Consider the following 19,788-nt stretch of genomic DNA (forward strand, 5'->3'; position numbering starts at 1 on the left):
AGATATGAGTGTAGATCTGTTGCTTAACTTGCAGCAAGAGGTACGCCGTCTGTTTGTTGCCGGCAGCGCACTGGCGGAAGGCGACTTGCGAATATCCAAATTAGTGCCTTCTTTAAGAAGGATTGGTGAATCCGCACCTGTGTTCAATCGGCTTGCGGATGCGGCGGAAGGTTTGCTGTCCGCGCCTCGCGCTGATAGTCCGGCGAAGCTTCTGGAGCTGTCGACGCTGCTCAGCGCAATTCTTCATACGCAAGGCAAGACGGATGTGCAAGGAACCCCGCAGCCTGTGGAAAGCGAAGGGCTCCTATTACCTACCGACTTGACGTATCGAAGGCTGCATCCTTTGCTTACGGCACTTACCACGAAGGGTCAAGGACGTCTGGAGCAGCTTCGCCAATCCTACGAGGACCGCAGCTTCCTCGATTTGCGCGTAATACCGGCGATCTGCGGTGCGCTTGACGATGTGTATGCCGAGATTCCCGAATTCGTACAAGAGAAGATGATCCCGGAGATCGGCCTGCCAGCCGTTCCCGCTTTGCGCACGGGGCTTAATCTTCAAGGGGGCAAAGGGGATGCAAGAAGGCTGAAACTGCTGTATCGATTGCAAGGCGAGTTGGTGCTTGAGCTTGTGAAGGAAGCGGGGAACTCCGGGGCGTTTGAGCTTAAAGTTGCCGCGATTGAATTGCTCGGCGGCTATCCTGATCAGGAGGAGTTTCTGCTGGAGCAGAGCGCCGAGAAGCGCAAAGAAGTCCGCCAGGCGGCTTTCTTCGCCCTTGCCCGCTTGGGCTCCCCAAGGGCAATCGATCGCTTGCTCGAAGCGGCCAAGTCGAAGGGCGGAGAGCTTGTCATCGATCCAATCAAGGCATGTGACGAGCTCTTGCTTCATAAGCGTATCCTCATAGAGGCAGATGAGGAACTAAGCCGTTGCCTGGAGCTGGAGGGGAAAGAGCGCGTCACGGCAATCGGGCAGCTGTATACCTATATCCGATGTCTGGAAGGGCACGGAGAGCAGCTTGCGGCAGAAGCTCTACCGCTAGTGAAGCGACTGCTTCATACGGAAGCATTCATCCAGGCCGATACCGAAGCTGTTCAAGAAACGGCCGCGGATTTGCTGCTTGAGCTGAACAGCGAAGAGGCCGATGCATTCGGCATCGAGCTGCATACCCGATACAAGCGCAAATTTATCGCTTACAGCTTCCGTGCTGCATACAGACGCTTGTCGCCTTCCGAGCTATATGATCGTTATGCCCCGGATTTGAAGGGGCGCTCTGCTTCGGCCAAGAGTTTGCAGAACGCCCTGCAATCCATCGTTCATGAGCAGTTATACGAGGATGGAGAAAGAATCTATGCGGTATCAAGCAGCGCTTGGGATGCGCGGTGGGTCCATCTCTTTGCCGAGCAGGATATGACGGAGCTGGTTTGCTACTTCGCCCAGGGTGAGGATCGCGCCATTACCTCGTATTTGACCTCCAAGCTGGAGGAACGCGCCAGAATTAACGATTATCAGACGCTTAACGTGTTGACGACCTTGTTCCGCGTCGGCTATAAGAAAGCGCCTGAGCTGCTGATGGAGCTGCTTCGCAGCCAGGGTCAGCGTATGTTCTATTATATGGACATCCGGTTGCAGCGAATGATTGCGTCATTGCCGAAGTCTTATGCGCCAGAGCTGCGCATCATTGCCGAGGGCTTGGCCTATGATTCCGTAAAACAATTAATGATAGAGCTCATCGAGGCGCTGGAAGCTGCGCCCGATGATGCGACAAGCGAGAGAGGGAGCGGAGTATGGGAATGGATCAAAAACAAAATGTCTTAAGATTGCCGGCGGAGAAGCTGTATGCACATGAGCTGGAAGCGCTTCGGGAAGCGGACGAAGCGGCAGAGAAGCCGGCGGGCTGGCAGCTGTCTCCCCGCGCTGTGCTGACCTTTATTACAGGCGGCCAGGCGGGAGACACCGTCATTACACCGAAGTATATCGGCAACAAGCGATTGGTCGAGATGGCGATCGCCACCTTGCTGACGGACAGAGCGCTGCTCTTGATCGGGGAGCCGGGCACGGCGAAGTCTTGGCTGTCGGAGAACCTGACTGCTGCCATCCATGGCGATTCATCCAAGGTCGTGCAGGGGACGGCGGGAACAAGCGAGGAGCATGTCCGCTATTCATGGAACTATGCGTTGCTGCTGGCGCAAGGACCTTCCGATCAGGCAATCATTCGCAGTCCTATTCTTCGCGCTATGGAAGGGGGAGGCATCGCCCGCTTTGAGGAGATTTCCCGCTGCGCATCCGAGGTGCAGGACGCGCTTATCTCGATCCTATCGGAGAAGACTATCTCGATTCCGGAGTTGGGGCGCGAGGTTTCTGCGGAGCGAGGCTTCTCCATCATTGCGACGGCGAATACCCGTGACCGTGGCGTCAACGAAATGTCGGCGGCTTTGAAGCGTCGCTTCAATATTATCGTACTGCCGGCTCCGTCCAGCATTGAGACGGAAATCGATATTGTGCGCAGACGTGTGAGCGAGATATCCGCAAGCTATGAGCTGCGCGCTTCGCAGCCGGACGAGGATGCGATCCGCAAAGTGGTGACCATCTTCCGCGAGCTTCGCAGCGGCGTGACGCTGGACGGCAAGGAGAAGCTGAAGTCGCCAAGCGGCGTCATCTCGACAGCTGAGGCCATCTCTCTCTTGACCGGAAGCATGGCGCTTGCCGGCAGCTTCGGCAATGGCCAGTTGACCGACGAAGATGTAGCAGCAGGCTTGCAGGGAGCGATCGTGAAGGTTGATGCGAAGGATCAGCAGGTGTGGAAGGAATATCTCGACAATATTATGAAAAAACGGGGGTCCTCATGGCGAAGCCTGTACAGCGCTTGTACGGAGATGAACGGGTGAGTGAAGCTTCGGGGCCTCATTACTTCGGCATCCGGCATCTCTCGCCGGCAGGGTCGTATCATCTGCTCGCCTTGCTGCAGACCGTGAAGCCGACTGCGATCTTGATCGAAGGGCCAAGCGACGCGGGGGAACTGGCTGCTCAACTGACGTCTCGGGGCGTTGTGCCTCCGGTGGCTTTGCTTGCCTATACGGATCAGCTTCCTGTCCGTACGCTGCTCTATCCCTTTGCCGACTATTCGCCGGAATATCAGGCGCTCAAGTGGGCCAGGAGGAATAACTGCCATGCGGAATTCATCGATCTGCCTACGGAGGTCTCGCTGGCGCTCGCCGATCGGAGACGCGCTCCGCAGGCGGAAGCCTCTGGAAGTGATGAGCCGCAATTATCAACTGGTAGCTTATACAGCCGGATAGCGGAGCTCTCGGGAGAGCCGGATTATGAATCGTATTGGGAGAGGCACTTCGAGCATAATCTGCAGCCGGATGCTTACCGGCGCGCCATCTTGCATTACTCGACCGAGATGAGAGTCCTTACGGAGGGCGAAGAGCTTAGGCTGGCACCGCAGGAATCAGCTTACAATGAGATACGCGAATCGTATATGAGGCGCAAAATTCATGAAGCGGTTGCGAGCGGACATCTGCCTGAGAAGATTGTAGTGCTGAGCGGAGCGCATCACACACCGGCGCTTGCGCTGTCGCTGCCGGCAATGACCGACGAGGAGCTAGCCAAGCTTCCGCGTGTGCCAGCGAAGATGACGCTGATGCCTTATTCCTATTACAAATTGTCCTCACATTCCGGCTATGGCGCCGGCAATCAGGCGCCAGCCTATTTCGAATTGCTTTGGCGCTGCATACAACAAGGCGAGCTTGCCGCGCTGCCTGCGCTGTATCTGTCCTCCGTCGCTTCCAGGATGCGCGAGGAGGGAACCTGGCGATCCACGGCTTCCGTCATTGAAGCTGTGCGACTAGCAGATGCTTTGGCAGCGATGCATGACGGCATTCGTCCCACCTGGCGGGACCTGCGGGATGCGGCAACGGTGCTGTTCGGCTACGGCGAATATTCGGTCGTGGCAGAAGCGCTGGCGCGGACGGATATCGGAACCGCGATCGGCAGCTTGCCGGAAGGCGTCAGCCAAACCCCGGTGCAGGATGACCTGAACCGCGAGCTGAAGCGGCTGAAGCTGGAAAAGTACAAATCGCTGGTGGCAGCCGACTTGGAGCTGGACCTGCGCGAGAATCGAAGAGTGAAGTCGGAGGAGTCTGCTTATCTCGACTTGAATCGATCCGTCTTCCTGCACAGACTGGCTGCGCTTGGCATTCGCTTCGCCCGCAAGCAAAACGTGAGGCAAAGCGACGCGACTTGGGCGGAGCACTGGGTGCTGCAATGGTCGCCGGAAGCCGAGATTGAGACGGTGGAGTCGACGCTTAAGGGCGAGACGATCGAGCTGGCTACCGCATACGTCATTCACGAGGAGCTGCTGGCATGCGCGGATATTGCGGCAGCCGCGAAGCTGATTCGCCGCTCATGCGAATGCGGGCTGCCGCAGGTGATGGGACAGGCGACAAGCGCGCTGCAGCGGCTTGCGGTGGATGCAGGCAGCTTCGAGCAGATTGCTCAGACGGTTCACGAACTGTCTGTCATGCTTCAATACGGTTCCATCCGCAGAGTCGATACGGCTGCGCTGATTCCGATCATGCAGCAGCTCTTCTTGCGCGGAGCGCTGATGCTTCAAGAAGCGGCAGGCTGCAATGATGACGCGGCGGCTGGCATAATCGAAGCCATTCATCTGCTGAATACAGCTGCGCTGGAGCATTATGAAGATTTGGATGATCAGCTGTGGATAGAACAGCTGCGCAGGCTCGCAGAGCGTGACGACCGCAATGCGAAGCTGTCCGGCTATGCATTCTCGATCCTGCTGGAACGCAATGCGGCCGGCGAGGAGGAATGCGCGAAGGAAGTTTCCAGAAGGCTGTCTCCCGGCATCCCTGCCGATCTGGGGGCGGGTTGGTTCGAGGGGATATCCATGCGCAATCGCTATGCGCTGCTGTCAAGAACTTACTTGTGGCGTCAGCTGGATGCCTATGTCGGGTCGCTGGAGGCGGAGCCGTTCAAGCGGTCGCTCGTATTCCTGCGCAGAGCGTTCGGTTCGTTCGAGCCGAGAGAGAAGGCTGCAATTGCCGAGATGATGGGTGATTTGTGGGGAGTCAGCACAGAATCGGCCGGAGTCGCGCTGCAGCAGCCGCTTAATGAACAAGAGAAGGAGAGTCTCGATGAACTTAACGACTTTGACTTTGGAGACTTGTAGACGATGACACAGCCTGATCCGGAACAAGTCAAACGATGGCGCTTGATCTTGGGGGCGGCGGCTGAAGAGAAGCTGCAGGCGTCACGGGGTGCCGGAGCGGACACGCCTTGGCTGAGCAGCGAGGATCTGCTCATGGATGAAGCGCTGGCGGCGATCTATGACGGCACATCAGGCGCAACGGATGCAAGCGGCGCCGGTCAATCGGGAAGCAGCGCCTCCCGCGCGAGATCGGCGGGTCTGGGTTCTTCTTCTCCGAAGCTGGCCAAGTGGCTGGGCGATGTGCGCACCTTCTTCCCGCCCGACATCGTATCGGTGATCCAGTCGGATGCGGTGCATCGCAAAGGGCTGACGCAGCTTTTGTTCGAGCCGGAGCTGCTGTCTCAGGTGAAGCCGGACATCGGCATGGTCGCCACCTTGATGTCGCTGCGGGGACAAATTCCCGAGCGTACCAAAGAGACGGCGAGAACGCTCGTACGCGAGGTCGTGGATGAGATTGTGAAGCGGCTTGCCCAAGACTTGACGAGAGCGGTGACCGGCGCGCTCAACCGCCGGGCGCATTCGCCGCTTCCTTCCATGACGGGACTCGACTGGGCGACTACCATCCGTAAAAACTTGAAGCACTATGATACAGAGCGCAAGCTGCTTATTCCCGAGAAGGTCTACTTCTTCGATCGTGCGCGCAAGAGCAAGGAATGGACCGTCATTCTGGACATCGACCAGAGCGGTTCCATGGCCAATTCGGTCATCTACGCATCGATTATCGGCTCCATCTTTGCGAGCATGCCTTTATTGGATACGCGGGTGGTTGCCTTCGATACGGAGGTCGTCGACCTGAGCGAGCAATGCGCGAATGATCCCGTGGAGATGCTCTTCGGCATTCAGCTTGGCGGGGGTACGGATATTAACAAATCGATTACCTACTGCGAGCCTTTCATCACGGAGCCCAAAAAAACGATGTTCATTCTCGTCTCGGACTTGTATGAGGGCGGCAATCGGACGGAGATGCTTCGCAGGCTGAGAGAGATGCATGAATCCGGCGTCAAAACGATCTGCCTGCTCGCACTGTCGGATGACGGAGTACCGTCGTATGACGAGGACGTGGCGAAAAGACTGGCTCAATACGGCATCCCTTGCTTCGGCTGCTCGCCGGATAAGCTGCCGGAGCTGATTGAGGGCGCGTTGAAAGGCATGGATCTTCAACAGCTTGCCGAACGGGTAGGACAAGGAAAACAGGGGAAGGTTTAAGATAAGCTGCACACGGCGAAACCGTGGGCAGCTTTTTTGGTGCGTTTAGCAAGCGTTCTTCGGGTGTCATGCGTTAAGCTCCATTAGAATAAGCCGATCCAGCCCGATACCGCTAATCAAGCAGCGTTCCTTTTGGTTGCCGAGCATGATTTGAGTCCAGTCGACAAATCCGCCATCGCCAATTTCAGTTCTCCCGTGCTGATTCGTCATAAACAACTTGAAGTTGATTCCCTTGTAATAGCTGTTCGTCTCATTCGGTTCTTGTACCGTTATTGAGGCTTCCGGCAATTGTTCTTGGATGATAGCGGCCATTCTCGTTAGAAATCCGGCACCGTCCGCATAGCCGCTGCGCTGCTCCAGGACGACCGACAGCTCGGCGTGAAAGCGGGAGCGGAACAGCGCTTGATAATAGCCCAGCTGCTTGCCAAGCAGGTTCGCTTCACATTGATAGGAGCCTCTCGCTTTGCCAACCGACACCATGCCATATATGCCGAAATGGGCGAAGGAGCCCGGTCCATTGAATTGCTGAGCGCGCACGACGCGATGCGTGGAACAGAGGTGGGCGCCCTCGTCATGGCTTCCGATTCCTTGCTTGATTCGGTCAGCCGCAATCGTTGCCATCATATTCGTTGAATCGGCAAGCACCTCCGTGCCTCTGGAGGCGGACACGATCTTATTCTGGTCGACCGTGCCATAGCTGGAGCAGTTCCCGAGGGGAGCTACCGGAGACAATAGAACAGGCTGAATGTCATGCTGCCTGGCGAGGCCAAGCAGCTCTGCTTCTAGCTGATGATAAGCGACCGGATCAAGCTCGCTTGGCTTCGAGAAGCGGCTGCCGGCATAGCTGCGAAGTATATCGGAGGGACGCAGCGAATCGGTCCTCATCCGATAGACTTCAAGCATAATGGAATTAAAGTCGGATGGAGAGAGCCTCTTCAGCTTCTGTAGAAGATCATCTCCAAGCTCGTGTTTAATGCGGTTAATCGGCTCGCTCATGGGTGTACTCCTCCTTCATTAGGTGAGATGGCGAATCGGTGCTGCTGAGCTCTTTGCAGAAGCAATTTCCAGAGATGACTGTTCAACAGTCGCTTTTTTCGTTACAATGATTGATAAAGATTCTCAATTAGGTTATTAAGATCAGATCACTTATACATCAGACGCATAACCAACTGGAGGTGAGCTTATATGGATTCTAGCGTGGTATCCCGCATCTATCAACAATATTTCGATGAGGCGCTGTTCCGGCAGGAGGATGGACGAACCTATCTGTTCCAGAAAAATACGGAGCTTGGCGCGATATACCGGGTCACCACGTATAGCGGCATCGAAATTGTATATTCCGACTTGCATTGCGGCAGACCAGGTCCGATTGCCTTCTCGGCAAGCGGGCAGATGATCGAGCTTCAATTCACGCTGGCCGGGGAGCGTCACGCAGAAGTGTCGGGTACGGAATATTCCCTTCCAGACGGGCAAGGAGCTTTTGTGTTCCTGCAGGACTTTGAGGTTCACTTCCATACGCCTGCCAAAGGGCCGTACGTCACCTTTGCGCTTGGCATTCCGGTATCGCTATTCCACTATGCGGTTCAACAGCTGGCGGCTCATCGCAGCAACAGTCTGGAATTCAGACGAATGGTCGAAGGGCAGACGCTCAAAGCGTATGCATTCCAGATCGACAGTTATATGCTGGCGATGATCCAATCCATGATCGTCAACCTGAAAGGGACGGACACCTCTCCATTGCTGCTGGAGGCATCCGCGCTGGAGATGCTGAACAGGCTGCTGCTTCAAGTATTCGAGCTGTCCCCGCTGCCGGAAGGCCTATCTCGTGAGGATGTTCGGAAATTGCATCATGCGCGGGAGGTGCTGGAGTCCCGTCTGACTGAACCGCCTTCGCTGCTGACGCTCTCCAGAATGATCGGACTGAACGACTTTAAGCTCAAAAAAGGATTCAAGGCGTGCTTCGGCGCCACAGTATTCGATTATTTGCGGGAAGTCCGATTGAATCGCGCCATGGCTATGCTGCGCAATCAAGAGGCCAATGTCACGGAAGCAGCCGCATCTGTCGGGTACAGTAATACCAGCGCTTTCGCAGAGCAGTTCTGCAAGCGATTCGGCATGAAGCCCTCCACTGTCAAAAAAATGCGATAAAATCCGTCCCACCGTTATTTTTTCCGTACAAAGGCGGCAGCGCAAGGCGAGCTTTCCTATAATTCTTCCTGAGAGCAATTATGGCAAAGGAGAATGGGAGCAATGAACAAAATAAAGGGAAGCTTATTTTTCAGTGTATTTGTCGCGATGCTGGGCATGATGCTCATCGCGCCAATTATGCCGCCGCTCATTCGCGAGCTGGGGCTTAGAGAAAGCCATTCCGGTCTGATGATTTCGTTAGGTTCCATAGCAATGGCCGTCATGGCGCCAATATGGGGAAGAATCAGCGATACGAAGGGACGGAAGCCCGTCATTCTGTTGGGATTCGCCGGAATGTCGCTTAGCTGCCTGTTATTCACGGCTGCACTGTTTGGAGGTCTGAACGGCTGGATGAAGGGCGGCGTTCTGCTTACCCTGCTGATCTTGACGCGCAGTCTGATCGGGGCGTTTATTCCCGCTGTCTTATCCGCCTCCCAGGCTTATATGGGCGACATGACCAATGAGAGCGAACGCGGAGGGGCGATGGCGATCTTAAGCGCGGCGAACGGCATGGGACTTGTGTTCGGCCCGGCCATAGCGGGTGCCTTTACACTCATTGGCTTGCTGTGGCCGTTATACTTCGGCATTGTAATCGCCGCCGCAGCGTTCTTCGTTGCGCTGGTGCTGATTCCAGCGGCAAAGCCTGGCATGCGCGTGAAGGCAGCCAAAGTGTCGCCGCTTCAGCCGGGGCCTCGATTCTATCTCTTGTTCGGGTTGATTACGATGATGGCCATTGTGACGATCCAAGTAATTGGCGGCTTCTATTTGCAAGACCAGCTGGCGCTGTCGCCGGAAGGGACGGCGCAGGCCGTGTCATTCGGGCTGATGTGCTCAGGTGTGGCCATGCTCGCCGTGCAGCTCGTCCAAGTGAAATGGCTGAAGTGGCAGCCTCGGAGAATGCTGGCTGCCGGTTCTGTGTTTCTCGTGATCGGCATGGTCGTATTTCTGCTATCGGCACATATGGCGCTGTATATGCTGGCATTCTTCCTCTTTGGGATCGGCGCAGGCTGGATGATGCCGGGATTTATGGCAGGAGCATCTCTTGCCGTAGGCCAGGAGCAACAGGGAGCAGCCGCGGGATTGGTGGGAGCCGTGCAAGGCGTATCTGCGATCATCGCGCCGATTACAACGGCATCGCTTTATCAGGTCGACAAGCATTTGCCTTTCGTTCTTGTAGCTGTATTAGCGCTCGCAGCTGCCGTCAGTCTATTGTGGATGGCGAGAAAACCGCACGCACCGGCGCTTGCTGCAAAGGATGAAGCGGTGGAACAATAGATCCAGACTGACGGTTGTTCGAAAATAAGAGCGCTCTATAATGGAGCGAAACCAACGATGAAGAAGCCTGGACAACAGGCTTCTTTTTTCGTCTTTTTTTGAAGGAATGGATGAAGTTCAGCTAGGCCATAATCGCAGGTTTGATTCCCGGCATCGTTCGAAGATGCCTGATCCCCAGTTCTACGGAGGTCTCCATATAACCCACGATTTGATCCAAAGTGAAGACTTGCAGCTTCTCATCGAGAACCGATGGCTCGTAACCCATATCCTCCATTACGAGAGGGATAAACGCTTCGACCTCCTGTGACGAGACCTCCTGTAAATCCGCAATGGGGGGACGATGGGAGAGGATCTCTCTCAATTCCTCATGGCAACCGTAATAATCTAGCAATTTTCCGTTCAATAGGCGGAAGTCATTATGGTAGAGCTGCAAGACTTCAGGATTATTCTCCATCCGGTTTCTCAGCCATGGCAAATAAAAGCCTTTCAGCCAGATATGATCCGCAATCAGATGGGTGAAGTAGCCCCACAGATAAGGGTCATTCTCCATCGACTGATACTTATACAGGAATCCCTTGTAATCTATGCTCCTGGAATAATCGCGAATATCGCCTGTGAAAAAATGAGAGGCATCCTTGGGCGACACCGCATCCGGTGCCAGGCTCCCGAGTAAAAAGGATGGCTTGTCCTGAATCTGCAAAGCATCTGCCATTCGATTCGCAATAATCGCGTGCATTAATCGTGAACCCATCTCGTTATCCTCCCAATCGTCATTTTACAACAATATATTACCACTATTTCCCTAAAAATACATAGATGGAATCCCCGGAATGATTGGGCCGGCCCGAATGGAAGGCCAGCGATTATGCTACGTTCAGCATCTGATGGAGCGGCATGCGGAAGATTTGATTCGACTATTGGACAGCGGGGCCAGACTGTACATCTGCGGCGACGGCAGCCGAATGGCACCTGAGGTCGAGGCTGCGCTTCGCAAAGCCTACAGCCAGGTATATAAGAAAGACGATCTGGAAGCGGCCGACTGGCTCCACCGCCTGGAGCAAGATGGCCGCTATGCCAAAGATGTATGGGCAGGCGGTCATGTGCCAGCCAGTCTTGAACTCATCACATAATTGTATCCTTTACCTATTATGGAAGGCTGCCCGCGGGCAGCCTTCTTCTTTGGGATAGAGAACAGGCCTCATGAATACGGCGTAAGGGATGTTTTTTGTAAGAATCGGCGAGCATTAAAGGCGTTGGCATAAAAATATGCGTAATTCTCCATTGTTCTCGCCATCTAGCACTCTTATAATGAACTCAAATGAGAAACATTATCAAAAGATGGAGGGTACATTATGCTAGCAAGAAATACACACAAAGTAATGCTTGGATTGATTCTGTCATTCACCCTGGTACTGGGCGCATGCGGCAATGGGGAGAAAAAGGAGCCCGGGGATAAGCCAGAGACTCGCGTTGTCAGCACGGTTAAGGGGGATGTCGAGATACCGGCGGAGCCGAAACGGATCGTCGCCTTGTACTACCATCATATTTTGTTCGCTATGGATGTGAAGCCGGTCGGCGCGAATCTGACCTGGTGGGGCGGAAGCCCGTTCTTGGCGGAGCAAGAGAAGGATCTGGTTGACGTTGGCGGACCTCCTTCGCTGGAAGCGGTGGCTGCGCTGAATCCCGACCTTATCATTATGAATAGCAATAATGAAGAGAACTACGACGAGCTTGCCAAAATCGCGCCGTCCATCCTGATTCCATACGATGGCAGCCGCAACCCTTATGAGGATGCGAAGCTGGTCGCTGAGGTGCTGGGCAAGCCGGATGCAGCCGAGTCGCTGGAGAAGAAATTCAATGAGAAAGCGGAAGCGGCTCGCAAGCGGGTAGAAGGCAAGGTTACGGAAGATACGACGGCAGCCATCATTCGAATCGAAGGCAAAGGAAGCCAGTTCAGCGTCTTCGGCGACAATTACGGCCGCAGCGGCTGGTCGATCTACCATGGTCTGAACCTCAAAATGCCGGACATCATTAAGACGGAGCTTGTGGACAGCAACGCGCAAATCGTCCAGCAGCTGGCGCTGGAGAGACTGCCTGAATACGTAGCAGATGCCGATTACATCTTCGTATCCAATGAAGGTGAAGGCTTGGATCAGCTGCAAAACAGCGAGGTATGGAAGTCGCTTCCGGCTGTAAAAAACAACAAGGTGATTGAGCTGGACAAAACCTATTTCTTTTTCGACCCCATCTCAATCGAAGGCCAACTGGATCTCATTACCGACTTGATTTTCAGAAAATAGGGAGAACTCGTTGCTTCTACCATAAACCGCCGAGATCGGCGGTTTTTTCATTCTTCCGTGTTAATTAGGCATTGAAAGATCCGGCTCCTTTCGATAAAATGAAATTTATCGTTGATAATCATTCTCATATATTGAGAGGAAGTTGAGCTGCAAGCATGAATGCTTTCCCTATCCCGTTTCGTTCCTGTTTGTTTCATTTAATCGATATACAGATGAATCAAATGATGGCTGGTAAGCGTCACGTCAAATCCTATGCCCAGCATTATATCGTTCTAGGCGTCGTCAAAGGCGACGGAATTTGGCGATTAGACGGCAGGCCTGTCCGGCTCATGAAGGGAGGCGGTTATCTGATCGCATCCGGATCGGTGTATGAGCTTGAAGTTAGCGGCGCATCGGCATTAAGCTACTACCAGTTGGAATGCTCGATAGAGGTAGCTGCGGGCCGTTCGGATGAGCAGCCGGATACGCAGGATTCGAGGATTCTGCACGCTCTGTGCGGCCGCCTGCTGGTTCACCCAACTACATGGATTGCCATGCTTGAGCAGCTCTATGTTAATCAGGCATCAGCCAGCAGGGAGGGGGCGGAGCTGCAAGCGTTCCGTCAGCACATTCGGCTGCAGGAGCTGTTCTATTACGTATGCGAGCGGAGCGGCTCTGATTCGGCCAGAGACCCGCGAAGGCTTGTCGATCAGACGATTGCTTTGCTCCATACGGACAATGGCAAGAAGTACAGTATTCAGGAATTGGCGAGACTGGCGAACTCGGGCGTACGCCAATATAACAATTTGTTCAAGAAAATGACAGGTCGCAGTCCGTTAGAATATATGACGGAGCTTCACATGAATCAGGCCAAAAAACAAATGCTTATCTCCAGCGAGCCGCTAAGCAGCATCGCGCGCAGCGCCGGCTTTCAGGATGTCTATTATTTCAGCCGTCGCTTCAAGCAGATGGTCGGCTTGTCGCCGAAGCAATATATTCGCCAGCGCCGAAGCGAGCTGCGGGTCGTCGCGTTCTATTATGGCGGGATCTTGCTGTCGATGGGGATGAAGCCTGTTGGCGCCAATTTGACCTGGTGGGGCGGCAGCGCTTTTTTGAAGGAGATGGAATCAGGCATTACAGATGTCGGCGTGACCCCTTCCTTAGACATGATTGCGAGGCTGGAGCCGGATCTGATTCTGATGAATAGCAACAATGTGGCCGATTATGAACCGTTGTCGAAGATTGCTCCATCCGTGCTTATTCCCTATGACGGGAATCGAACCGTCTATGATGATATGCGGATCGTGGGCGAATTGATCGGGAGCACGCCGGATGTGGACCGCTATATTGTCCGTTACGAGAATAAGGCGGCAACTGCACGGGCTTTGCTCCATCGGGCGAAGGTGGCCGATGAGAGGACCGTGGCGACGATTATTCGTTTCGAAGAGAAAGGCGAGCAGTTCGCCGTATTCGGCAGCCACTACGGCAGAAGCGGCTGGTCGATTTATAACGGGCTTCGTCTACTGCCTCCCCAACCTGTCAAGCACATGATGGCGCGCGGTATTCACTTCGAGCAGAACATTCCGATTGATCGACTGTCGGAGTATGCAGGGGAGTCCGATTATATTTTTGCCATAAATGAAACGGAAGGGATCGAGCACGTGGAGGGCCGCCCGATATGGCAAGAGCTGCACGCGGTCCGGAATGGTCGTGCCTTCGAATTGGGCTGCGAGAGTTATTCGTATTTTGATCCAATCTCGATTGAAAGCCAGTTAGACTTGCTTACGGGCCTATTGCTCGCCCAGACAGAATGGGCAGCTACTCGTTAGTGTGGCAGTCCAAGCACAGCAACTAGCGGAGCGGCTCTGAATGCGACTCTTCATTGACTAAGAGGCTTGTTGTAACTATAATGTATACAACGGGGTGATCCAATTGAAGCAAATTAGCACACGGTTCTCCATTGCGGTTCATACCCTGTCGCTGATTGCCTATACACCGAATGAGTGTACAGGGGATTATATTGCAGCCAGCGTCAATACGAATCCTGTCGTCATCCGCAGAATTATGGGGATGCTGAAGAAAGCGGGGCTCGTAGAGGTGCGTCCGGGTGTTGGGGGAGCTTCGCTGCTGAAGAAGCCGGAAGAGGTCACATTATTGGATATCTACAGGGCAGTCAATGTAATTGAGGAGAATCAAATGTTCCGGTTCCATGAAGATCCGAACAAGCAATGTCCGGTCGGCCGCAATATCGAGTCGGTTCTGCAAGTGGAAATGAGCGATGCTCAGTCTGCGATGGAAGAGCGGCTCTCGAAGACGACGCTAGGCCAGCTTACGGACAAATTCGAATAAATGAAAGCTCCCGCAAGAGGGCTTTTATTTTTCATATAGTTGTAACTAATATAGTTATAACGATCATGATTACAACAAAAACGATTAATGGAGGAATGAGCAATGAAAATGTTAGTGACTGGTGCAACGGGTAAGTTGGGATCTAAAATTGTGGAGACGTTATTGAAGAAAGTATCGGCAGCCGATCTGGCTGTAAGCGTCAGAAATCCGGAGAAGGCGGAGCATCTGCGGAAGCGGGGCGTGGATGTGCGTCATGGCGACTTTGACCAGCCTGATACCTTGGATGCCGCTTTTGCAGGCATTGACCGATTGCTGATCATCTCAGCTGACGGAGACAATGATGCGAGAATTCGTCAGCATACGAATGCCGTCGCTGCTGCTGAGTGCGCAGGCGTAGCTTTTATTGCGTACACCAGCTTGGCGAATGCAGCCGAAAGCCCGATCTTCCTCGCCCCTGTGCATCGTGTGACGGAAGAAGTCATTGTGAAGACGGGCATTCCGTATTCGTTCCTGCGCAACAATTGGTATCTGGAGAATGAAGCCGGCAGTATTCAAGCCGTTCTAGCCGGGGCGCCATGGGTGACTTCCGCTGACGGGGGCAAAGTAGGCTGGGCCTTGCAGCAGGATTATGCGGAGGCAGCAGCAGCCGTATTGACCGGCGAAGGACATGATCATACCATCTATGAGCTGTCCGGGCCGCTGCTGAGCCAAGAACAATTCACTTCTGCGCTCGGCGATGTACTGAACCGGGAGGTTTCGATTCAGCAGGTGGATGATGCGACTTATGCCGACATGATGAAAGAGGCGGGTATTCCAGACTTTGTGCTGCCGATTCTGACCGGCATTCAGGAAGGCATTCGCATAGGGGCGCTTGAGGTGGAAAGCAGTGATTTCGCGAAGCTGCTGGGCCGTCCCGTGACGCCAATCCGCGAGGCTTTGACTCAACTGATTGATGGATGATTGGAAGCCCAACTAATTGAGGGTATCCAGTTGAATTCCGTCCGCGACTCTACTAAACTGAACATAACTCCCTGTTTCCACTATGTGGACATGTTTGGGGTGTCAGAAGAGGAGTGTGCACAATTGTTTTTGCATTTTATCGTGGAACGCGAGCATAAGGAAGCCTTTCTTGATCTAGCGCATCGAATTGCTTCATCAGACGGATTTATTAATCGAAATGAACGAAATTATATTCAAGGCTGGCTCGTTGAGCTTGGACTTGAAGACTGGACGCCAGAGGCAAGAGCGCATTTGTCGACGGCTGAGTTGATTGGCAACCTGCAGGACGATCGAATCAAGCATATCTTCCTGGCTGAGCTGCTGCTGCTGATCTTTGCAGACGGCAACTTCAATGACGAGGAGAAGCGGATTGCGGATGAGATCCAGCGTCTGTTCGGTTGCGATGACGAGACGTTCGACAAGTTCAGAATCTGGGTGGAGCAAATGAACGCGCTCAAGGTCGAAGGAATGAAGCTGGTGCTTCATACGACGAGCTAACCCCATTTCCAGGAAGCTTCGGCGCAAGTGATGCAGTTATTTTTGAGCAATAAATAGGCGGTACAAGATGAAGTGCAGCGGACGGATAGGACAAGACATTGTCCCTTCTGTCCGCTGTTTTGATTTCGGTAAGCAACAAGCACTTGACCGATACATCCAGCTACATTGTTCACGAATTTGTCACTTATGAAGAGGGTGTCATACCTTCTATAATGACAAAGGTGAACAGAAAGGATGAGGGTCAGTGCCAAGGACGAAGAAAGAAGAATTTTATTTTGGGTTAATGATGGTGACCGGTATGGTCGTCTTTATGACGTCGTACAATTTGATTCGCAGCGATGCGATAGGTGCGCTGACATGGCAAGCGGCAGCGATTCAATTGCTGGCTGGTTTTGCAGTCGCCTTTGTCGTGGAGATGTTTGTGGTGGGACCAATTGCGAAAAAGCTGGCTTTTGCGCTGCCTTATGACAAGTCAAAGAAGCTCTATGTTATATTGTCTCTGGCGTTTTTTATGGTGATGGGCATGGTGCTCAGTATGTCGCTCTTCGGGCTCGGCATGTCTTATTATTTCGGTCATTTGGAAGGCGGATCACTGATTGCCAGCTACTTCTCGCTCTGCTTCCGCAATTTCATATTTGCTTTCCCGCTGCAGCTGATCGTCATGGGGCCGTTTGTACGCTTTTTGTTCAGCAAATTTGTACAGCATCGAGTAAGCAAACCGGTTTTGCAATAGCCGAGCTGCTGACGGAATTGGGCAGAGGATGGACCGTTACACGGCGATTCCCGCTCTTCCATACGTTCCAATGCGCAAGAACGAGGCTGCCCCCAGCAGGGCAGCCTCTTCATCATTTATAGTAAGCTTAACTATACCACGTAATGACCCATATACACGTAGGATGCTCCGTTAGGATGAGTCGGCGCAGTCAACGTAACTTTTAAGTAGTAGGTTTGGTTGGCTTGAACGCTGATCCCGTTATTATGACTAGGAATGACATTATAGTTGGCATCCAGCAATTGAACTTGCAGTGGCCCGCCGTAATTCGTATTTACCACAGTAATGAGCGCCGTGCCGCTTCTGTGAGTCGTAAATCTATGAAGCTTCGTGCCTGGGCCAAAAGGTGTGATTAGACCCGTATGGAATACAGCTCCACCGACTAGCACGTCACTCATCGTATGAGAAGTATCATAAGCAGAAACCTTACTTGTTGGCGTTAAAAGGCTTAAAGATAATAGTGCGATAGCAAGTATGAATGTATACGTTTTCCTCATAAAACATACCCCTTTTCATAAATAGATTAGAAATCTATCTTTACTTTATACTTTATGAAAAGTTATGTAAATATTTACAGAAAAATAGCCATAAAGTTACATGAATATGCATTTTTCAATCTTTTATTCATAACGAAGACCGTTGGATAGCTGATTAAGCTGATCCCAATCCTGTACGACCATTCTTTTTTTCTCTTTTCTAATGGCGCCTGTCCCAATGAGCTTGGTTACTACGCGATTGAGGTGGCGGGGCGTTGTTCCAATTAGAGATGCGATTTCGGCAATGTGCGGAGTTTCCATTTCTTTGCCGAACTCATGCTGGAGCTTGGTTGCGATCAGATAGCTTGCGAATCGCTCCTCGACAGAAGCCAGCAGATTAATTCTTGAAGCCGTCGTACATGTGAGCAGCTTATAGGATAGATGCTTAAGCAGTTCCTGCATTAACAGGTTATTATGCAGCATCTCTGCTTCAACCGTTTGTTTGTTGATGAAAATAAAGGCTGATCGCTCATTCGCCTCGACCTGGGATTGTACCGCTACTTTCTGGATTAATTCAATATCTCCGAAAACGGACAAGGGGCTGCAGAATCTCAAAAGCAGTGCCTTTCCGGTTGTGATGCTGGAGGAGACCTTCGTTCGTCCAGTCACTTGAAAATAAAGACCATCAATTTCATCGCCTTCATGCAAGACGACTTCGCCCCGGTCGTAATCGCGCAGTTGAATCGGGAGTTTAGTGGTCAGCGGGAGAAGACGGACAAGCCGGTGTTCCTCCAAATAGGGTTGAATACGCATCGGATCAATGCTCGTTTTCATCATATTCCTCCGTTTTGGACATTTGTCCTTTTTATTATACTCGGAATTGCTAAGATGAGAGAAAAAATGAAGGAGCAAGACATGGATGAAGAAGATTGTATTTGATTTGGATGGAACCATTTGTTTTTCCGGGAAACCTTTAAGTCCCGCTATGGTTCAAGCATTAGCTTCCCTTGAAGGCCAAGGGTTTGAGCTTATTTTTGCCTCTGCTAGGCCGATTCGCGACCTGCTGCCCATTCTGCCCGTACATATGCATCACTATCCCATGATAGGGGGCAACGGGGCTTTCGTAGCGTCAGAGGGGAGAATATTGGCAACCTCTCCTTTCGATCAAGTAACATTAGGACGTCTTATCCGGTTGATTGTGAAATATGAAGCCGAATATTTGATGGACGGTGAATGGGATTACGCATATACAGGTGATGACACTCATCCGATACGCCGTAATCTGGACCCGGATCGCAAAGCCCGCAATTTGCCGTATGAACAGTTGAATGCAATTGTGAAAATGGTCGTGCTGCGCAGTCTTGATTCACGCCAGCTGCTCGGTGAACTGCATAAGCTCCCTGTAGTCACTTATATGCATGGTTCGGAAGACATCATTGATATTAGTCCAAGAGGTACGAGCAAGTGGAAGGGACTTCAAGCATTGGGTGTGCGTCCGCAGGAATTTATCGCCTTCGGTAATGATGCCAATGATATACCGATGTTCCAGCAGGCAGACCATTCCATATGCGTCGGCGACCACCCTGAATTAAAGCGGATCGCAACCGAACAAGTTGTCAGCCTGGAAGAGAAAGTGATTGAGAAAATAGGGGGTTTGGTGTCTTCCTTCAATAGATGAATTCTATGGAATGATAGAAAGCGCAACATTGATTTCGCGGTGTACAATCGCAATACTTAAGTTCAGACAAGCTATACCATAATCGGGAGGCAATGGGATGGAGAAGTGGATTGATTTGAGCCATGTGATCGAAGACGGATTAGTGACGTACAAAGGACTTCCAGCCCCGGTGATTTGCGATTATTTAAGCCGGGAAGCTTCAAAGGTCATGTATGAAGAGGGGACCGAATTCCAGATCGGGAAGATCGAGATGGTATCAAACACCGGGACGTACATCGATACGCCATTCCACCGTTTTGCAGACGGAAAGGACTTGTCGGAGATGGAGCTGGAGCGATTTGCCGGATTGGATGCGATTGTTGTTCGAGCGTCGGTGGATGCGCCTGCTATTGGAGAACAGGCATTCTATGGGCATGATGTCCGGGGGCGGGCTGTATTAATCCATACAGGATGGGATCGCCACTGGAATACGGAGTTGTACTTTGAGAACGCTCCCCATTTGACGGAAGGCGCGGCACAATATTTACTGGACCAGGGAGCGGTATTGGTCGGAATTGATTCCTTCAACATCGACGATACTTCGGGTAAAGCGCGTCCCGTCCATTCCATCTTGCTGAAAGCTGGCATCCCGATCGTCGAGCATCTATGCAATTTGCAGCTGCTGCCAGACGCTGGCTTTATCTTTCATGCTGTTCCGCCCAAAATAAAAGGAATGGGGACATTCCCGGTTCGGGCTTGTGCAGAGCTCCGGCTGTAATCGGCAATCATGTGTTATGCGCGAGCAGATCATGTGTCCTATCTATGATAGTCATAGAAACGATAATATTGATCTATCATTCCGACC

General features: G+C 52.5%; 19 protein-coding genes. 15 read left to right on the forward strand and 4 right to left on the reverse strand.

Features of this window, described 5'->3' with window-relative positions:
* Positions 1–4: 4 nt before the first annotated feature.
* The 4 genes from ACFVSO_RS15985 to ACFVSO_RS16000 are packed head-to-tail and all read left to right on the forward strand — an operon-like array spanning position 5 to position 6,431.
* Positions 5–1,813, forward strand: a complete 1,809-nt coding sequence (locus ACFVSO_RS15985) for a HEAT repeat domain-containing protein (protein ID WP_387475224.1) — start codon at positions 5–7, stop codon at positions 1,811–1,813.
* On the forward strand, positions 1,789–2,883 hold the full coding sequence (locus ACFVSO_RS15990) for an AAA family ATPase (protein ID WP_387475226.1): 1,095 nt from the start codon (positions 1,789–1,791) through the stop codon (positions 2,881–2,883). The genes ACFVSO_RS15985 and ACFVSO_RS15990 overlap by 25 nt, the downstream gene beginning before the upstream one ends.
* The gene (locus ACFVSO_RS15995) at positions 2,841–5,186 is read left to right on the forward strand and encodes a DUF5682 family protein (RefSeq protein WP_387475228.1); all 2,346 of its coding nucleotides are present in this window, start codon (positions 2,841–2,843) and stop codon (positions 5,184–5,186) included. The genes ACFVSO_RS15990 and ACFVSO_RS15995 overlap by 43 nt, the downstream gene beginning before the upstream one ends.
* A gap of 3 nt (positions 5,187–5,189) precedes the next feature.
* The gene (locus ACFVSO_RS16000) at positions 5,190–6,431 is read left to right on the forward strand and encodes a VWA domain-containing protein (protein ID WP_387475230.1); all 1,242 of its coding nucleotides are present in this window, start codon (positions 5,190–5,192) and stop codon (positions 6,429–6,431) included.
* A 66-nt stretch (positions 6,432–6,497) separates the two neighbouring features.
* Here the strand turns inward: ACFVSO_RS16000 and ACFVSO_RS16005 are convergent, their stop codons facing one another.
* Complete coding sequence (locus ACFVSO_RS16005) at positions 6,498–7,427, reverse strand: hypothetical protein (protein WP_387475232.1); 930 nt, start codon at positions 7,425–7,427, stop codon at positions 6,498–6,500.
* 189 nt (positions 7,428–7,616) lie between these two features.
* On the opposite strand from ACFVSO_RS16005, the gene ACFVSO_RS16010 reads away from it, so the two are divergent.
* Together ACFVSO_RS16010 and ACFVSO_RS16015 are read left to right on the forward strand one after the other, a co-directional pair.
* Positions 7,617–8,579, forward strand: coding sequence for a helix-turn-helix domain-containing protein (locus ACFVSO_RS16010; protein ID WP_387475234.1), 963 nt, complete (start codon positions 7,617–7,619; stop codon positions 8,577–8,579).
* Positions 8,580–8,681: 102 nt separating this feature from the next.
* Positions 8,682–9,893, forward strand: coding sequence for an MFS transporter (locus ACFVSO_RS16015; RefSeq protein ID WP_387475236.1), 1,212 nt, complete (start codon positions 8,682–8,684; stop codon positions 9,891–9,893).
* Positions 9,894–10,014: 121 nt separating this feature from the next.
* On the opposite strand, the gene ACFVSO_RS16020 is transcribed toward ACFVSO_RS16015, so the two are convergent.
* Positions 10,015–10,644 carry a zinc dependent phospholipase C family protein gene (locus tag ACFVSO_RS16020; protein WP_387475238.1) on the reverse strand — a complete coding sequence of 210 codons (630 nt, stop codon included), beginning with the start codon at positions 10,642–10,644 and terminating at the stop codon, positions 10,015–10,017.
* Between the two features lie 79 nt (positions 10,645–10,723).
* On the opposite strand from ACFVSO_RS16020, the gene ACFVSO_RS16025 reads away from it, so the two are divergent.
* The 7 genes from ACFVSO_RS16025 (at position 10,724) to ACFVSO_RS16055 (ending at position 16,751) form a co-directional block, all read left to right on the forward strand.
* On the forward strand, positions 10,724–11,023 hold the full coding sequence (locus ACFVSO_RS16025; protein WP_387475240.1) for a hypothetical protein: 300 nt from the start codon (positions 10,724–10,726) through the stop codon (positions 11,021–11,023).
* 222 nt (positions 11,024–11,245) lie between these two features.
* Positions 11,246–12,193, forward strand: coding sequence for an ABC transporter substrate-binding protein (locus tag ACFVSO_RS16030; RefSeq protein WP_387475242.1), 948 nt, complete (start codon positions 11,246–11,248; stop codon positions 12,191–12,193).
* 221 nt (positions 12,194–12,414) lie between these two features.
* Positions 12,415–14,001, forward strand: a complete 1,587-nt coding sequence (locus tag ACFVSO_RS16035; protein ID WP_387475244.1) for an AraC family transcriptional regulator — start codon at positions 12,415–12,417, stop codon at positions 13,999–14,001.
* A 103-nt stretch (positions 14,002–14,104) separates the two neighbouring features.
* Positions 14,105–14,521, forward strand: a complete 417-nt coding sequence (locus tag ACFVSO_RS16040; protein ID WP_387475246.1) for an Rrf2 family transcriptional regulator — start codon at positions 14,105–14,107, stop codon at positions 14,519–14,521.
* Between the two features lie 102 nt (positions 14,522–14,623).
* Positions 14,624–15,481: an SDR family oxidoreductase gene (locus ACFVSO_RS16045; RefSeq protein ID WP_387475248.1), complete on the forward strand. Its 858-nt coding sequence runs from the start codon at positions 14,624–14,626 to the stop codon at positions 15,479–15,481.
* A gap of 123 nt (positions 15,482–15,604) precedes the next feature.
* Positions 15,605–16,018 carry a TerB family tellurite resistance protein gene (locus tag ACFVSO_RS16050; RefSeq protein ID WP_387475250.1) on the forward strand — a complete coding sequence of 138 codons (414 nt, stop codon included), beginning with the start codon at positions 15,605–15,607 and terminating at the stop codon, positions 16,016–16,018.
* A gap of 244 nt (positions 16,019–16,262) precedes the next feature.
* Positions 16,263–16,751 carry a DUF2798 domain-containing protein gene (locus ACFVSO_RS16055; RefSeq protein ID WP_387475252.1) on the forward strand — a complete coding sequence of 163 codons (489 nt, stop codon included), beginning with the start codon at positions 16,263–16,265 and terminating at the stop codon, positions 16,749–16,751.
* A gap of 131 nt (positions 16,752–16,882) precedes the next feature.
* Here the strand turns inward: ACFVSO_RS16055 and ACFVSO_RS16060 are convergent, their stop codons facing one another.
* Together ACFVSO_RS16060 and ACFVSO_RS16065 are read right to left on the reverse strand one after the other, a co-directional pair.
* Complete coding sequence (locus tag ACFVSO_RS16060) at positions 16,883–17,188, reverse strand: hypothetical protein (protein ID WP_387475254.1); 306 nt, start codon at positions 17,186–17,188, stop codon at positions 16,883–16,885.
* Between the two features lie 222 nt (positions 17,189–17,410).
* Positions 17,411–18,103: a Crp/Fnr family transcriptional regulator gene (locus ACFVSO_RS16065; protein ID WP_387475256.1), complete on the reverse strand. Its 693-nt coding sequence runs from the start codon at positions 18,101–18,103 to the stop codon at positions 17,411–17,413.
* Between the two features lie 82 nt (positions 18,104–18,185).
* On the opposite strand from ACFVSO_RS16065, the gene ACFVSO_RS16070 reads away from it, so the two are divergent.
* Together ACFVSO_RS16070 and ACFVSO_RS16075 are read left to right on the forward strand one after the other, a co-directional pair.
* Positions 18,186–18,944, forward strand: coding sequence for an HAD-IIB family hydrolase (locus ACFVSO_RS16070; protein WP_387475258.1), 759 nt, complete (start codon positions 18,186–18,188; stop codon positions 18,942–18,944).
* 97 nt (positions 18,945–19,041) lie between these two features.
* Positions 19,042–19,701 carry a cyclase family protein gene (locus ACFVSO_RS16075; protein ID WP_387475260.1) on the forward strand — a complete coding sequence of 220 codons (660 nt, stop codon included), beginning with the start codon at positions 19,042–19,044 and terminating at the stop codon, positions 19,699–19,701.
* Positions 19,702–19,788: the final 87 nt, after the last annotated feature.

Source organism: Paenibacillus sp. NPDC057967 (genome assembly GCF_042887015.1).
GTDB lineage: Bacteria > Bacillota > Bacilli > Paenibacillales > Paenibacillaceae > Pristimantibacillus.

Excerpts from the sequence above, each read along its gene's own strand:
- ACFVSO_RS15985 (WP_387475224.1), top strand. The coding sequence starts at position 5 with ATGAGTGTAGATCTGTTGCTTAACTTGCAGCAAGAGGTACGCCGTCTG.
- ACFVSO_RS15990 (WP_387475226.1), top strand. The coding sequence starts at position 1,789 with ATGGATCAAAAACAAAATGTCTTAAGATTGCCGGCGGAGAAGCTGTAT.
- ACFVSO_RS15995 (WP_387475228.1), top strand. The coding sequence starts at position 2,841 with ATGGCGAAGCCTGTACAGCGCTTGTACGGAGATGAACGGGTGAGTGAA.
- ACFVSO_RS16000 (WP_387475230.1), top strand. The coding sequence starts at position 5,190 with ATGACACAGCCTGATCCGGAACAAGTCAAACGATGGCGCTTGATCTTG.
- ACFVSO_RS16005 (WP_387475232.1), bottom strand. The coding sequence starts at position 7,427 with ATGAGCGAGCCGATTAACCGCATTAAACACGAGCTTGGAGATGATCTT.
- ACFVSO_RS16010 (WP_387475234.1), top strand. The coding sequence starts at position 7,617 with ATGGATTCTAGCGTGGTATCCCGCATCTATCAACAATATTTCGATGAG.
- ACFVSO_RS16015 (WP_387475236.1), top strand. The coding sequence starts at position 8,682 with ATGAACAAAATAAAGGGAAGCTTATTTTTCAGTGTATTTGTCGCGATG.
- ACFVSO_RS16020 (WP_387475238.1), bottom strand. The coding sequence starts at position 10,644 with ATGGGTTCACGATTAATGCACGCGATTATTGCGAATCGAATGGCAGAT.
- ACFVSO_RS16025 (WP_387475240.1), top strand. The coding sequence starts at position 10,724 with ATGATTGGGCCGGCCCGAATGGAAGGCCAGCGATTATGCTACGTTCAG.
- ACFVSO_RS16030 (WP_387475242.1), top strand. The coding sequence starts at position 11,246 with ATGCTAGCAAGAAATACACACAAAGTAATGCTTGGATTGATTCTGTCA.
- ACFVSO_RS16035 (WP_387475244.1), top strand. The coding sequence starts at position 12,415 with ATGATGGCTGGTAAGCGTCACGTCAAATCCTATGCCCAGCATTATATC.
- ACFVSO_RS16045 (WP_387475248.1), top strand. The coding sequence starts at position 14,624 with ATGAAAATGTTAGTGACTGGTGCAACGGGTAAGTTGGGATCTAAAATT.
- ACFVSO_RS16060 (WP_387475254.1), bottom strand. The coding sequence starts at position 17,188 with ATGAGTGACGTGCTAGTCGGTGGAGCTGTATTCCATACGGGTCTAATC.
- ACFVSO_RS16065 (WP_387475256.1), bottom strand. The coding sequence starts at position 18,103 with ATGATGAAAACGAGCATTGATCCGATGCGTATTCAACCCTATTTGGAG.
- ACFVSO_RS16070 (WP_387475258.1), top strand. The coding sequence starts at position 18,186 with ATGAAGAAGATTGTATTTGATTTGGATGGAACCATTTGTTTTTCCGGG.
- ACFVSO_RS16075 (WP_387475260.1), top strand. The coding sequence starts at position 19,042 with ATGGAGAAGTGGATTGATTTGAGCCATGTGATCGAAGACGGATTAGTG.